The following is a 12,478-nucleotide window of genomic DNA, read 5'->3' on the forward strand; positions in this document are numbered from 1 at the left end:
CTGCGCGCCAACAGGAGGAAAGCCATATGAAAAAAGCAGACGTTATGATTAAAAATGCATATATCATAACAATGGATCATGACAGAAACATAATCAGCAATGGATGCATTGTGATTGATAAAGACAAGATTACAGCGGTTGGAGGCGGGGAACTGGCATCCTGCTACGAAGCCTCCAGGGTGGTTGACGCAAAGGGAAAGTTCGTATTTCCGGGCATGATAAGCACCCACTCCCATTTGTTCCAGACCATGTTAAAAGGCCTGGGCAGGGATAAACTTTTGTTTGACTGGCTGGACAGCTCCGTGCGTACGGCCCTGTACCGGTTTGACGGGGAAATGTGTTACTACGCTGCCCTGACTGGATGTATGGAAGCCATTCAGTCAGGCACCACCACCCTATTGGACTATATGTACTGCCATACCAGCCCGGGTCTCAGCGATTATGTGACCCAGGCCATGGAGGATATCGGAATACGCGGCATATACGGCCGGGGCTTCACCAATACCGCAAATTTCCCGCCGGAATTTAAGGTGGCCCATCACGATACGGAACAGGATATGTTTGACGATGTGAGGCGTCTGTACAAAAAGTATGAAGGGCACAGCAGAATGAGCGTTGCCCTGGCGCCGGGCATCATCTGGGACAACACGGACGACGGCTACCGGGAGATGCGCAAAATGGCCGATGAGATGCATATTCCCCTTACCATGCATGTGCTGGAATCAGAGGATGACGATAAGTACTGCAGGGAAGTAAGGGGAGGAAGGACCATACCCCATCTGGAACGCCTGGGATTTATCGGACCTGATTTTATCGCGGTGCACTGTGTCTGCATGGAAGAGGAGGACTTTGACATCTTCAAACAGTATGATGTGAAGGTCAGCCACAATCCGGTGTCCAACATGATTCTTGCCTCCGGCGTGGCTTCGGTTGAGAGGATGGTAAAGGAAGGGCTGACAGTCAGCCTTGCCTGCGACGGCTCAGCCAGCAACGATACCCAGGATATGATGGAGGTGTTAAAGACAACCGCCCTGCTCCAAAAGGTACATTTAAGAGACGCGGCCGCCATGCCGGCCTCCAGGGTTCTGGAACTGGCAACCCTGGGAGGCGCAAAGGCAGTTATGCGGGAAGGGGATCTGGGGGCAATCGCGGCGGGAATGAAGGCGGACCTGGTAATCTACGACCCCTTCCACGGCCGTTCCATACCGGTACATGACCCGGTCAGCGCAATTGTATATTCTTCCAGTCAGGCAAATATTGAGTCTGTCATGGTGGACGGCGTGTTTGTAATGGAGCACAAGCGCATGACCATGATTGATGAAGAAAAAGTATTATATGCCACCCAGAAGGCGGCTGAAAAGCTGATAAACGAAGTGGGGCTGGGCAACACGCAGTGGGGCAGGAAGATTGGAAACCTGGGGCTATAGGAGGAAATGAATGAACGAATTAGTGTTCTTTGAAATACCAAAACAGAATTTAAAGATTCAAATTGTCAAAAAAAGTGATGAGATTTTGGAACAGATAAGGAAAGAATCTGCCGAGACAGCGGTGATGCCGGATGTGGCTCAGTACTACACGGATATTTATTTTCCAAAAGCACCTTCAGACAGGCCCTATACATTTTCCTCCATCGTGCTTTCTTCGGACGGCAAAATGGCCTATGGGGATAATCCCTCCGGACCGCTCATAGCAAAAAATAACTTTCTGGACCCGGACGGCTCCCTGGGGGATTTCTGGGTGCTGAATGTACTGCGGGCCTATGCGGACGGAATCATCATAGGCGCCCGCACCCTGCTCAGTGAACCGGGCATCACCTGCCATGTATATGAGGAACGTCTGACCAGGCAGCGCAGGGAAGTGCTTGGGAAGAAGTACCAGCCCTGCGGCGTGATTGTATCGTTAGACGGTACGGATATTCCCTTTGACCATTATATTTTCGATGTAGACCCAAAGGAAGAGTATAAACTGGTGATAGCCACGTCCCCCAGGGGCGCCGAATACATAATGGCCAATTCCCCGCTGAAGCATCCTGTAATTGGGCCCTTTAAGACAATTGAGGATGTGGATCATGCGGATTTGGGTGAGCTTTACACAGATTTTAACGCGTTCCCGGTTATAGTGACGGGCCAGGGAGAGAACCCCGATACAAAGGTGCTCATGTATGCCCTTAAGAAATGGGGGCTGGAAAAGCTCTGTATCGAGGCGCCGTCCTACTGCACCCATTTGCTGCAGCAGGGAATGCTGGATGAATACTTTATCAATTATTCCATGGTATTTGCGGGCGGCCAAAAATCGCCGGGCTATGCATCGGAATTCGGGCACATGGATCATCCCCACGCAGATTTTCTGACACTGGGAATCCATGAAAGCAATTTCATATTTACCCGTCAGAAAATTCGTTACGGTGTTACAAATGAGACGGATTTGTCGGGATATAAGTACTGATACGGAGTGAGTGTCAGATGGGAGGAACTATGGCAGGTACGGATTTGGTGGTAATCGGCGCAGGACCGGGCGGATATGTGGCCGCAATCAGGGCTGCGCAGCTGGGGATGAAGGTAGTGATTGCAGAAAAGGACGCATGCGGCGGGACCTGTCTGAATTATGGGTGCATTCCCACAAAAGCGCTTTATAAAAATGCCCAGGTAATGGGCTATATGGACCACAGCAGGGAATTTGGAATTGAGATTGACGGATACAGGCTGGATATGGAGCAGGTGCAGGCCCGCAAGAACAAGATTGTAAAGACGCTGACCGGCGGAGTGGAATATCTGCTGAAGTCCAATAAGGTGGCCATTGAGAAGGGCTGCGCTAAAATCATAAAAGCCGGTCTGGTGGAAGTGACCGGCAAGGACGGCACTGTAAAGCGGCTGGAGACAAAGCGGATTCTCATTGCATCCGGTTCCAAATCATCCAGGCTTCCCATTGAGGGGATGGACCTGGAGGGCGTTATTACCAGCAAAGAGGCTCTGGATATGAAGACGGTGCCGGAGGAGATCGTGATCATCGGCGGAGGAGTGATTGGCATTGAATTTGCCGGCATTTACCAGTCCTTTGGCGCAAAGGTAACCGTGGTGGAGTTTATGCCCCACATCATTCCGAATGTGGACGTGGAAATCACAGCCAGATTAAAGAGTCTGCTGGAAAAGCGCGGTATTTCAATCATGACAGGATCTAAGGTTGAGAAGATTGAGAAAAAAGGAAACAATCTGTCTGTGCAGGTGGATGCAGGCGGCAAAAAGCAGGTTCTTTCCTGCGGGCAGGTTCTTGTGTCAACCGGACGTGAAATGGACGCGGATGGCCTGAACCTGGATGGCGCGGGAGTGCGGTATGACCGCAAAGGAATAAAGGTAGACGAAAATTATGAGACCAATGTGCCGGGAATCTACGCAATCGGAGACGTGACAGGACGCGTCATGCTGGCCCATGTGGCATCGGAGGAGGGCAAGACAGCTGTTGAGCGCATGGCAGGAGAGAAGACAGAGGTGGATTACAGCCTGATTCCCAATTCCATTTTTACCTTTCCGGATGTGTCCAGCATCGGGTTATCGGAAGAACAGGCAAAGGAGCAGGGAATCGAATATATTACCAGCAAATACCAGTTCTCCGGCAACGGCAAGGCCCTTACCATGGGGGACGCCGAGGGTATGGTGAAGGTGATTGCCGCAAAAGACAAATCCAGGCTGTTAGGGGTACATATCATCGGCCCCAATGCAAGCGATCTGATTGCGGAGGCAGCTATTGCAATGAACGGAATGTTTACGGTGGAGGAGGCAGCCGGTGTCATGCACGGGCACCCCACGCTTTCAGAGGCCTTTGACGAGGCGGTATCCAATCTCCTGGGAAAAGCCATTCACATGCCGCCGGTAAAAAACAGGTAATCAGGAAAAGGAGGCGCGCACATGGAACTGAGAGTAAACGAACCCGGCCTTTTTATCGAGGAACTGGTATTCCAAATCAGGCCGGAACAGGTAAAACGTTATGTGGAATTAGAATATGAAATCATGGCAAAAGAGCTGGCTGGGCTGGATGGCTTTTGCGGGTGGCAGATTTGGGTGAGCGAAACCAATCCCGGCCGTGTGACGTCTCTTTATTTCTGGAAGGACCATGCATCCTACCGGCATCTTGACCAGGAATGGCTTTCCGGGAAAAAGGATGAGATAACCAGGGCGTTTGGGGCTGAAAACATGACGTTTGTGAGGGCGGGTCATGAAACAGACCGAAGGTACCAGATGCGCAGTCTCGCCTGATGGGAACGATCCATATCACCCTGGTGGCCAATGCGGGCTTGTTATTGGAGTCTGGGGGGCGGAAGCTGCTGCTGGACGGTCTGCACAGCCAGGAGAACGGGATGTTCAGTCCTGTGCCTCCCTGTATACGGGAGCAGATCATGAAAAGGATTCCTCCCTTTGACGGAATCAGATGGGTGGCTTTTACCCATTTTCATGAGGATCATTTTGATTTGGACCTGGTAAACCGGTATTTGCAGGAGGCAGCACCTGAGATGCTGGTGATGCCGGAGGATACACCGTATGGCGTATCCTCAAAACTTAAGGCAGGCGTATGCAGCACAGAGGCCATTGAGCTGCCGATGGGCCAGTGCCGGAGCATACGTCTGTGGGAGACGGGAAGCCTGACAGCTTTTCCCTCAAGGCATGCGGGCAGGGAGTATGAGACGGTCAGCCACCTTTGCTATGTGCTGGAGGCTGACGGAAAAAAGGTATTGATCCTGGGAGACTCGGATTATGACAGCGTGTTTTTTAAACAAATGGCAGGAGCAATGGAATTTGACGCTGTGATTGCCAATCCGCTTTTTCTGCATCTTCCCAGGGGACGCAGGGTGTTTACACAGTCCATACGGACAAAAGAGATTATTTTTTGTCACCTTCCGTTTGCGGAGGATGACCAGATTCATTTCCGGAATATGATGTCAGAAGACATGAGACAATATGAAACAATACTGCCACCCATGAAGGCGCTTACGGATCCGCTTCAAAAAGTGAGCATTTAGTATGTCAGGAGGATATAATTGTGGGGCAGAATATATTGATTGAAATATCAGCAAGACACATTCATTTATCAAAAGAGCATTTAGAGATACTTTTTGGGGAAGGCTATGAACTGACAGTGAAGAAAATGTTAAGCCAGCCAGGACAATTTGCATGCGAGGAACGGGTGAGCGTCATTGGACCTAAGGGTAAGTTCTCCATGTCTGTGCTGGGACCTGTGAGAGAGCGCACCCAGGTGGAAATTTCACTGACAGATGCCAGGACCATAGGGGTCAGCGCGCCCATACGGGAATCCGGCGATGTGGAGGGAAGCGGCAGCTGTGTACTGGAAGGCCCCAGGGGAACGGTTATTCTGAAGGAAGGGGTTATTGCGGCAAAACGCCACATACACACCACGCCGGAGGATGCCGAAAGACTGGGGGTGACTGACCGTGAAACAGTTGCTTTTGAGGTAAATATCAATGACCGGTCGTTGATTTTTAAGGACATGGTGGTTCGGGTCAGCGAACACTATTCCACGGCTGCCCATATTGACACGGATGAGGCAAACGCGGTGGCCATGTCGGGCACGGTCTATGGAACCATAGTAAAACTGAGGGGAAATGGATTGGCGGATTCCGGTTTGACAGATTCTGATTTGGCGGATTCATCAATCGCTTAAACGAGGAGAACATGAGGCAAATAGAAAAACAGACCCGGACAGACGGGGAGAATAAGATGGGGGTCATGCCGGTCAACCGTCTGCTGGTGACCATGGCGCTGCCGATTATGATATCCATGATTATCCAGGCCATGTACAATATAGTGGACAGCCTGTTCGTTGCCAGAATCAGCGAACAGGCGCTGACCGCGGTTTCGCTGGCATATTCGGTGCAGAATCTTCTGATTGGAGTGGCAGTGGGGACAGGTGTGGGTGTGAATTCCCTGCTGTCCCGGTATCTGGGGGAACAAAACCGGGAAGGCGTCAACAAGACAGCTGTAAACGGGATTTTCATTATGCTGGTTACCTATCTGTTCTTCCTGGTGTTTGGGTTGTTTTTCACCAGGACGTTTTTCAAATTACAGACAGATTCAGAAGAAATCATAGAGCTGGGAGTACAGTACCTGTCCATTTGCCTGATTTTTTCAGTGGGCGTGCTGGAGCAGGTTGTGCTGGAACGGATATTGCAGGGAACCGGAAAAACAATTTATACCATGATTACACAGGGGGCGGGAGCTGTTATTAATATAATTCTCGACCCTATTCTGATTTTCGGATTATTGGGATTTCCCAGAATGGGTATCAGCGGGGCAGCCATAGCCACTGTGACAGGGCAGCTGGCCGGCATGGGGATGAACGTCTATTTTAACAAGCGGGTCAACCATGAGGTGCAGTTTGTTTTCCGGGGGTTCAGGCCGGATATGGGAATCATAAAGCAGATATACAGGGTGGGAATCCCGGCCATTGTAATGCAGTCCATCGCGTCTGTCATGACCTTTGGACTGAACCAGATACTGATTTCCTACACGGCCACAGCCGCGGCAGTGATGGGAGTCTATTTTAAAATCCAGAGTTTTATCTTCATGCCCGTATTCGGCCTCAATAACGGCATGATACCTATTATCGGATATAATCTGGGGGCGGGAAGACCTGAGCGAATACGAAAGGCCATCCATTACAGCCTGGGATATGCCACAGCCATCATGGCGGCAGGCTTTGTACTGTCCCAGGTTTTTGCGGTGGAGATAATGGCAATGTTTAATGCCTCTGAGCACATGATGTCCATTGGGGTGACGGCGCTGAGGGTGATTAGCTTCGGCTACCTGTCCGCCTCTGTTTCCGTTATTTACAGCGCCGTATTCCAGGCGCTGGGAAGAGGGATGGAAAGCCTGGTTATCTCCTTTTTCCGGCAGCTGATTGTACTGCTGCCGGCCGCCTGCATACTGGCAGCAATGTTTGGGCTGGATGCGCTGTGGTGGTCCTTTCCCATTTCGGAGACAATGGCGGCATTGCTGGCATGGGTATGGTGGAAACATATCCGCAGGCAGATGGCGGGGCAGGTGTAAGGGTCCGGAACACAGGAATTCTGTAAAAGTGGGTTTCAAAAACTTGCAAACCGGTAAATTCTATGGTATTATAATTTGGCATGCCGGATTACTATATGGCTTGTTGGGCCGTCGCCAAGCGGTAAGGCACAGGACTTTGACTCCTGCACTCGAGGGTTCGAATCCCGCCGGCCCAGTACATGGGAAAGTCCGCAGAGACGCAAGTTACAAGGCGTTTCTGCGGGCTTTTCTTCTATAAATAATGTATAGCACATAATACTATAATTCAATACTATAATCCACATGGAGGCCGGAGGCTGTGGGAGGAGGAAAGAAGATGGAGAGAAAAAGAATCAGGGATTTTGGCATTGTGCCGGGCGTCATGAAAACCGGGCCTAAAAATAAGATTACAGACGTGCCTGGCGTGCTGGTAGGCCATAAGACAGTGAGAAATGGGGACAACAAAACCGGCGTCACGGTCATTGTGCCGGGACCGGGAAATGTATTTGAACGCAAGTTCATCGCTGCGGGATATGTGCACAATGGATTCGGCAAGACCTGCGGCCTGGTCCAGGTGGAGGAACTGGGAACCCTGGAGACGCCCATTGCCCTGACCAATACCCTGAACGTGGGGCTGGCAGCCGACGCCCTGGTGGAGTATACCATCAGGCAGTGCGAAAAGGACCAGGTGGAGGTCACATCCGTAAGCCCGGTTGTGGGTGAGTGCAATGACTGCAGAATTAACCGTATCCAGCACAGAGCTGTGTCCATGGAGGATGTGATGGAGGCATTTTCCGGTGCTGGTGAGGATTTTGAGGAGGGTGATGTGGGCGCAGGCACGGGAACTGTGTGCTACGGCCTGAAGGGGGGAATCGGATCCGCCTCCAGAGTTATGAGAATCGGCGGGGTAAATTACACGCTGGGGGTTCTGGTGCAGTCCAATTTCGGGGCGACAGAGGACCTGGTCATAGACGGCATCCGGGCCGGCCAACGGATTCTGGAGGAAAAGGAAAGGCGCAGGAAGATGGCCACCGCAGAACAGGACCAGGGGTCCATCATGACCATTATCGCCACGGATCTGCCTGTCAGTGACCGTCAGCTAAAGCGCATCATCCGCAGGGCCGGTGTGGGCATTGCCAGGACAGGCGCCTACACCGGACACGGCAGCGGTGAGGTCATGATTGGGTTCACCACCGCAGGCCGCCTGCAGGGAAAGGACAGTCCGGAAATCATGACAAGCACCTGCATCAGAGAGGACCTGATTAACGTGGCCTTTAAGGCAGCCGCGGAAGCTGTCAATGAAGCCATCCTGAATTCCATGACAGCAGCCGGACGTACCGGGGGACTGGCAGGGGAGGTGTATTACAGCCTGTCGGAGTTCCTTCCGCAGATTCTTAAACATTAATGGCGAAGGGACATCAGCCCCTGTTCTGTTATCTCGCATCCTCCCCTGGTGCGGTTGATGCGGATAAGTCCTTCTTCGGATAATTCTTTCAGCAGCCCCCGCAGGCGGCCGTCGCTTAATTCCACGCCGGCCACTGCCAGGGCATTTTTTATGGCTCCCCGGCCGATGCGGGGGGAGGCAGCTATGGCAGCCAGCACCCTGAGGCGGACCGGACTGTGGTCCTGGTCGGACTTTCGCATCTGGTTCCTGATATAGGAGGGAAGCTGTGCCAGTATCAGGGGATGGGCGGCGTAGTGGGAGAAGAAATAACGGGTCAGGTTGTATAGCTCCTGGACATTGCCGGGATAATCGTAGTCCATCATGAAGTCAAAGAGACTGGGGGACAAAAGGTCGCGGGCCATAAGGCTTTTATTGTGGAACAGTTCACGGAAGAACTGGTCCATGAGCAGGGGAATGTCCTCCCTGCGTTTCCTGAGGGGCAGGGTGTCGATGGAAGCCGCATTCAGCAGGAAGAACAGCTCTTCCCGGAAGGTACCCTGCTTTACCATCCCGTACAGGTCCTGACCGGCTGTGGCGATGATGCGCACGTCAAAGGGGGAGAAGCGGGTTCCGAAGACATTTCCGGTCCGGTTGTCCTGAAGAATGTGAATCAGGAGTCCCTGAATCTCAGGAGACAGGTACTCGGCGCTGTCAATGAGCAGGGTTCCGTGGTTGGCCTCTTTGAACAGTCCTAACATCTGGGAGAGAGGATCCGAGACAGTCAGGGCTGCGCCTGACAGACAGGAGGTCCCGCCCGGATCGGATAACACGCCTGGGCCGGGAGCGCTGTCCGGTCCGGAAACTTCATTTGGGCCGGAGACCCCGTTTATCCTTGCGGCCGCATTAAGCCCCATGGGCATATTCAGGCAGACAAAGGGATGCTGCCTCCTGGAGGATGTCTTATGTATGGCTCTGGCCAGGAGTTTTTTCTGGGTGCCGCTCTCTCCCTGAATCAGCACAGGGAAGTCATAGAGGGAGAGCCTTCTGGCATATTCCAGGATATTCTTCATGGGCTCCGAGGCAGTGGTAAAGCTGGTGAACATGCTGTCCGCATATCTGGAGTCGGAGAATACAGGGTCAGGGAGAGGCGGGTAATCCCCGGTCCCGTCAGCCAGCACAGGACACGGCGTGCTGTTGAGCAGGTAAAGGGGCTCATGGTTGGGCAGCAGCAGTTCAAGGGAGCTGAGCAGGAGATGCTTTCCGCTGCGGTTCATCACCTTGTAATCCGCACTGTGACAGAAATCCATGCCTTTGCAGGGCTGGGGCAGAAACTGTGACAGGTTCCGGCCCGTGGTGCCTGTCTCAGGCAGCTCCAGGTCCATGGAGAATCTGCGGTTGACCATATTGATTTCCCCGCGGACCGACAGAAGGCACAGGCCTATGGGAAGATTGCTGATAACGGTCTGGAGAAGCTGCCTGGAATAGATGTAGTCCTGGTAATAGGCGCTGGTCAGCTTGGCAATCTGCATGATGCTGTTCACATAGGATTTGGTAATCTGGTTGGACAGGCTGGCGGGAAGATGAAAGTACTCGCACAGCTCATTGACAGTGGAGATGTCAATGATGCGGTTGCCGATATCAATGACATTGGTGATATGGCTGGGAACCAGCTGGGGCTCGCCCACGGTGATGGCATAGTGGATGGACTCGTCGGCCTGGATGCATCCGGGATAAAAGGGTTCAAACCGGTACTGCACCACCCCTGCCTCCTTGAGCTGGTCCATGATGGTGACAATGGAGTCATAGGTATCGTTTACTATGTAGACTCGCTCACCGGGCGGTATGCGGATGATTTGGTCCAGACAGGCATGGTTGAAGGTCCTGGTACAGATAATCTGCATGACCTCCTTTGGGATGGATATGGGAAATTCTGACTGGACCAGGGGGCTGGAAAAAAGGATGCACTGGTATCCCTTGATTTGCTCCGGCCGCTGGACCTGGTCCAGCCCAATTGTATCAAAGGCAATATGGGCTCCCAATATCTTGTGGAGATAGCTCTGGAATTCAAGGCGTATGCTGGAATTGATGCTGACGATGAGCACATGGTATTTTGGCTGGCTTCTGTCCATGTTTTATCCTCCTGTGTCTTATTAGGTTAATTATAACAAAAAAATTAGGATACAACAACCTAATGACTTTAAATTTTAAATTGTAACGAATGCTTTACGGAAAAAAGAATGATTTATTTGACAAGGCAGCACAGAAACGTGTAAAATTATTGTAAGCAAGGATGCTTACGAAATGAGCGTGAGAGCTGTAGGTTTCCAGGCTTTTTTTGTATCATCATAAAAAGGAGGATATTCTATGAAGAAAAGCGGAAAGAAGCTGTGCGCCCTGGCACTGGCTGCTGCCATGCTGGGATTGACAGCATGCGGTTCATCATCAGGCACCACTGATACGACCACGGCAGCTGCAGGCGGGGCGGCAGCTACAGAAGAAACGACAGCAGCGGCAGCTGTTGCGGAGGGAGAGTCTGTTTCACAGGAAACAGATATTATAGGAGCAGTCAATGTGGACTTTACCACACTGGATCCGTTAGATACCAGCGACACCCTCTCAGGAGGCGTTCAGCGTCTTATCATGGACGGATTGTTTGGGTTTGACGACGAAATGAAAATCATTCCCATGCTGGCAACGGAGTATACGGCCAATGACAGCGCCACGGAGTTCACCATCAAGCTGAGAGAGGGAATCACATTCTCTGACGGAACCCCATGGAACGCAGAGGCTGCCAAAGCCAACTTTGACCGTTGGGCGGACAAGTCCTTAGGACTTAAGAGAACCACATTGTTATGTAATATACTGGATACCACTACGGTTCAGGATGATTATACAATCGTAGTAAAACTGTCCTCACCCTTTGGCGCGTTCATTGAGACACTGGCCCATCCGGCCTGCGTGGTCATGAGCCCCAAGGTAATCGAGCAGGGCTCCACGGCATGCGCAGAGGCCCCCATTGGCACAGGACAGTATACATTTAAAGAGTGGATTCAGGGAGACCACCTTACGGTTGAGCTGAACAAGGACTGGTGGGGCTATGACGCTGACATCTGCGGCGGCACGGCTCTGGCTGACAAGGACGCCGGCTTCAAGAGCATCACCTTAAAGCCTGTACCTGAGTCCGCCACCAGGGTTGCCATGATTCAGTCCGGCGATGCCCAGCTTATCTGGCCTGTACCGGATGAAAACCTGGCAGGACTTAAATCCGATCCAAACGTGATTGTGGGACAGGACCAGGGCCTGGTAGTCCGTTACCTGATGATGAACAACCAGAAGAAACCATTCAATGACAAGAAAGTCCGTCAGGCTATCAACTATGCTATCAATAAAGAGGCATATGTGGCAGTTGTCAAGAATGGCAACTCTGAGCCGGGAACCTCTGTCATTGCTCCCAAGCTTCAGTACTACAAGGGAAATGATCCTTATCCATACGACATCGAGAAGGCAAAATCACTGCTTGCAGAGGCAGGCTATCCGGAAGGCTTTAAGACAACCCTGATATTTGCCAACACTTCCGCCAACATGAAGCAGGGCGAGTTCTTAAAGCAGCAGCTTGCCGAGGTGGGTATTGATGTTGAGCTTATCAGCCTGGAGAGCGCAATTGTAAACGAGAAGGTCCAGGATACGGACGCTCCCGGCGCAGAGGCAGAAGTTGATATGTACATCATCGGCTGGTCATCCTCTACCGGCGACGCGGACTGGGGAATCCGTCCTCTGCTGGCAAAAGAGTCTGAGCCTCCTATGAGCTACAATATCTGCTATTTCGAGAACGAGGAATTAGACGGATATCTGAAGGACGGCCTGAACACAGCTGACCGTGATAAGAGAGCAGAAGCATATGCCAAGGCTCAGGACCTGATTTGGGAAGAGAGTCCTCTGGTATGTCTGGCAACTGACTTCAACTCCTGGGCAACTTCCAATAAGATGGTAAATGTAAAGATGTTCCCAGATAACTGCCTTAATATCAGAAATGGTAAGATGACGAAATAAAAGGCTTAAG

The 12,478-nt window shown here is 51.7% G+C and carries 10 protein-coding genes and 1 tRNA gene; 10 read left to right on the forward strand and 1 reads right to left on the reverse strand.

The window, feature by feature from the left end; translation table 11 throughout:
- The first annotated feature begins 26 nt into the window (after positions 1-26).
- The 9 genes from LI015_RS00445 to LI015_RS00485 all read left to right on the forward strand — a co-directional run bounded on the left by LI015_RS00445 (position 27) and on the right by LI015_RS00485 (position 8,439).
- The gene (locus LI015_RS00445) at positions 27-1,427 is read left to right on the forward strand and encodes an amidohydrolase family protein (protein WP_227123706.1); all 1,401 of its coding nucleotides are present in this window, start codon (positions 27-29) and stop codon (positions 1,425-1,427) included.
- A gap of 10 nt (positions 1,428-1,437) precedes the next feature.
- A complete protein-coding gene (locus LI015_RS00450) occupies positions 1,438-2,445 on the forward strand; it encodes a dihydrofolate reductase family protein (RefSeq protein ID WP_002577675.1) in 1,008 nt (335 codons plus the stop codon).
- Between the two features lie 17 nt (positions 2,446-2,462).
- Positions 2,463-3,881, forward strand: a complete 1,419-nt coding sequence (lpdA, locus tag LI015_RS00455; protein WP_054354112.1) for a dihydrolipoyl dehydrogenase — start codon at positions 2,463-2,465, stop codon at positions 3,879-3,881.
- Between the two features lie 21 nt (positions 3,882-3,902).
- Complete coding sequence (locus tag LI015_RS00460; protein WP_227123707.1) at positions 3,903-4,250, forward strand: antibiotic biosynthesis monooxygenase; 348 nt, start codon at positions 3,903-3,905, stop codon at positions 4,248-4,250.
- Entirely contained in the window at positions 4,250-5,011 is a 762-nt protein-coding gene (locus LI015_RS00465; protein WP_227123708.1) for an MBL fold metallo-hydrolase, read from the forward strand. The genes LI015_RS00460 and LI015_RS00465 overlap by 1 nt, the downstream gene beginning before the upstream one ends.
- A gap of 20 nt (positions 5,012-5,031) precedes the next feature.
- On the forward strand, positions 5,032-5,670 hold the full coding sequence (locus LI015_RS00470) for a PduL/EutD family phosphate acyltransferase (protein WP_002567994.1): 639 nt from the start codon (positions 5,032-5,034) through the stop codon (positions 5,668-5,670).
- Between the two features lie 11 nt (positions 5,671-5,681).
- Positions 5,682-7,055 (forward strand): MATE family efflux transporter, encoded by a 1,374-nt coding sequence (locus LI015_RS00475; protein WP_117626034.1) that lies wholly within the window; start codon positions 5,682-5,684, stop codon positions 7,053-7,055.
- 104 nt (positions 7,056-7,159) lie between these two features.
- Positions 7,160-7,231, forward strand: a tRNA-Gln gene (locus LI015_RS00480).
- Between the two features lie 140 nt (positions 7,232-7,371).
- The gene (locus tag LI015_RS00485) at positions 7,372-8,439 is read left to right on the forward strand and encodes a P1 family peptidase (protein ID WP_002567992.1); all 1,068 of its coding nucleotides are present in this window, start codon (positions 7,372-7,374) and stop codon (positions 8,437-8,439) included.
- Here LI015_RS00485 and LI015_RS00490 read toward each other — a convergent pair.
- A complete protein-coding gene (locus tag LI015_RS00490) occupies positions 8,436-10,547 on the reverse strand; it encodes a sigma 54-interacting transcriptional regulator (RefSeq protein ID WP_002571713.1) in 2,112 nt (703 codons plus the stop codon). The genes LI015_RS00485 and LI015_RS00490 overlap by 4 nt on opposite strands.
- A 235-nt stretch (positions 10,548-10,782) precedes the next feature.
- On the opposite strand from LI015_RS00490, the gene LI015_RS00495 reads away from it, so the two are divergent.
- Positions 10,783-12,468, forward strand: a complete 1,686-nt coding sequence (locus tag LI015_RS00495; RefSeq protein WP_227123709.1) for a glutathione ABC transporter substrate-binding protein — start codon at positions 10,783-10,785, stop codon at positions 12,466-12,468.
- Positions 12,469-12,478: the final 10 nt, after the last annotated feature.

The sequence above is a fragment of the Enterocloster sp. 210928-DFI.2.20 genome, assembly GCF_020554465.1.
Taxonomy (GTDB): domain Bacteria; phylum Bacillota; class Clostridia; order Lachnospirales; family Lachnospiraceae; genus Enterocloster; species Enterocloster bolteae.

Bases quoted from the DNA above. Each gene is read 5' to 3' on its own strand.
- LI015_RS00475 (WP_117626034.1), top strand. From the start codon at position 5,682: ATGAGGCAAATAGAAAAACAGACCCGGACAGACGGGGAGAATAAGATG.
- lpdA (WP_054354112.1), top strand. From the start codon at position 2,463: ATGGGAGGAACTATGGCAGGTACGGATTTGGTGGTAATCGGCGCAGGA.
- LI015_RS00445 (WP_227123706.1), top strand. From the start codon at position 27: ATGAAAAAAGCAGACGTTATGATTAAAAATGCATATATCATAACAATG.
- LI015_RS00450 (WP_002577675.1), top strand. From the start codon at position 1,438: ATGAACGAATTAGTGTTCTTTGAAATACCAAAACAGAATTTAAAGATT.
- LI015_RS00485 (WP_002567992.1), top strand. From the start codon at position 7,372: ATGGAGAGAAAAAGAATCAGGGATTTTGGCATTGTGCCGGGCGTCATG.
- LI015_RS00465 (WP_227123708.1), top strand. From the start codon at position 4,250: ATGGGAACGATCCATATCACCCTGGTGGCCAATGCGGGCTTGTTATTG.
- LI015_RS00460 (WP_227123707.1), top strand. From the start codon at position 3,903: ATGGAACTGAGAGTAAACGAACCCGGCCTTTTTATCGAGGAACTGGTA.
- LI015_RS00495 (WP_227123709.1), top strand. From the start codon at position 10,783: ATGAAGAAAAGCGGAAAGAAGCTGTGCGCCCTGGCACTGGCTGCTGCC.
- LI015_RS00490 (WP_002571713.1), bottom strand. From the start codon at position 10,547: ATGGACAGAAGCCAGCCAAAATACCATGTGCTCATCGTCAGCATCAAT.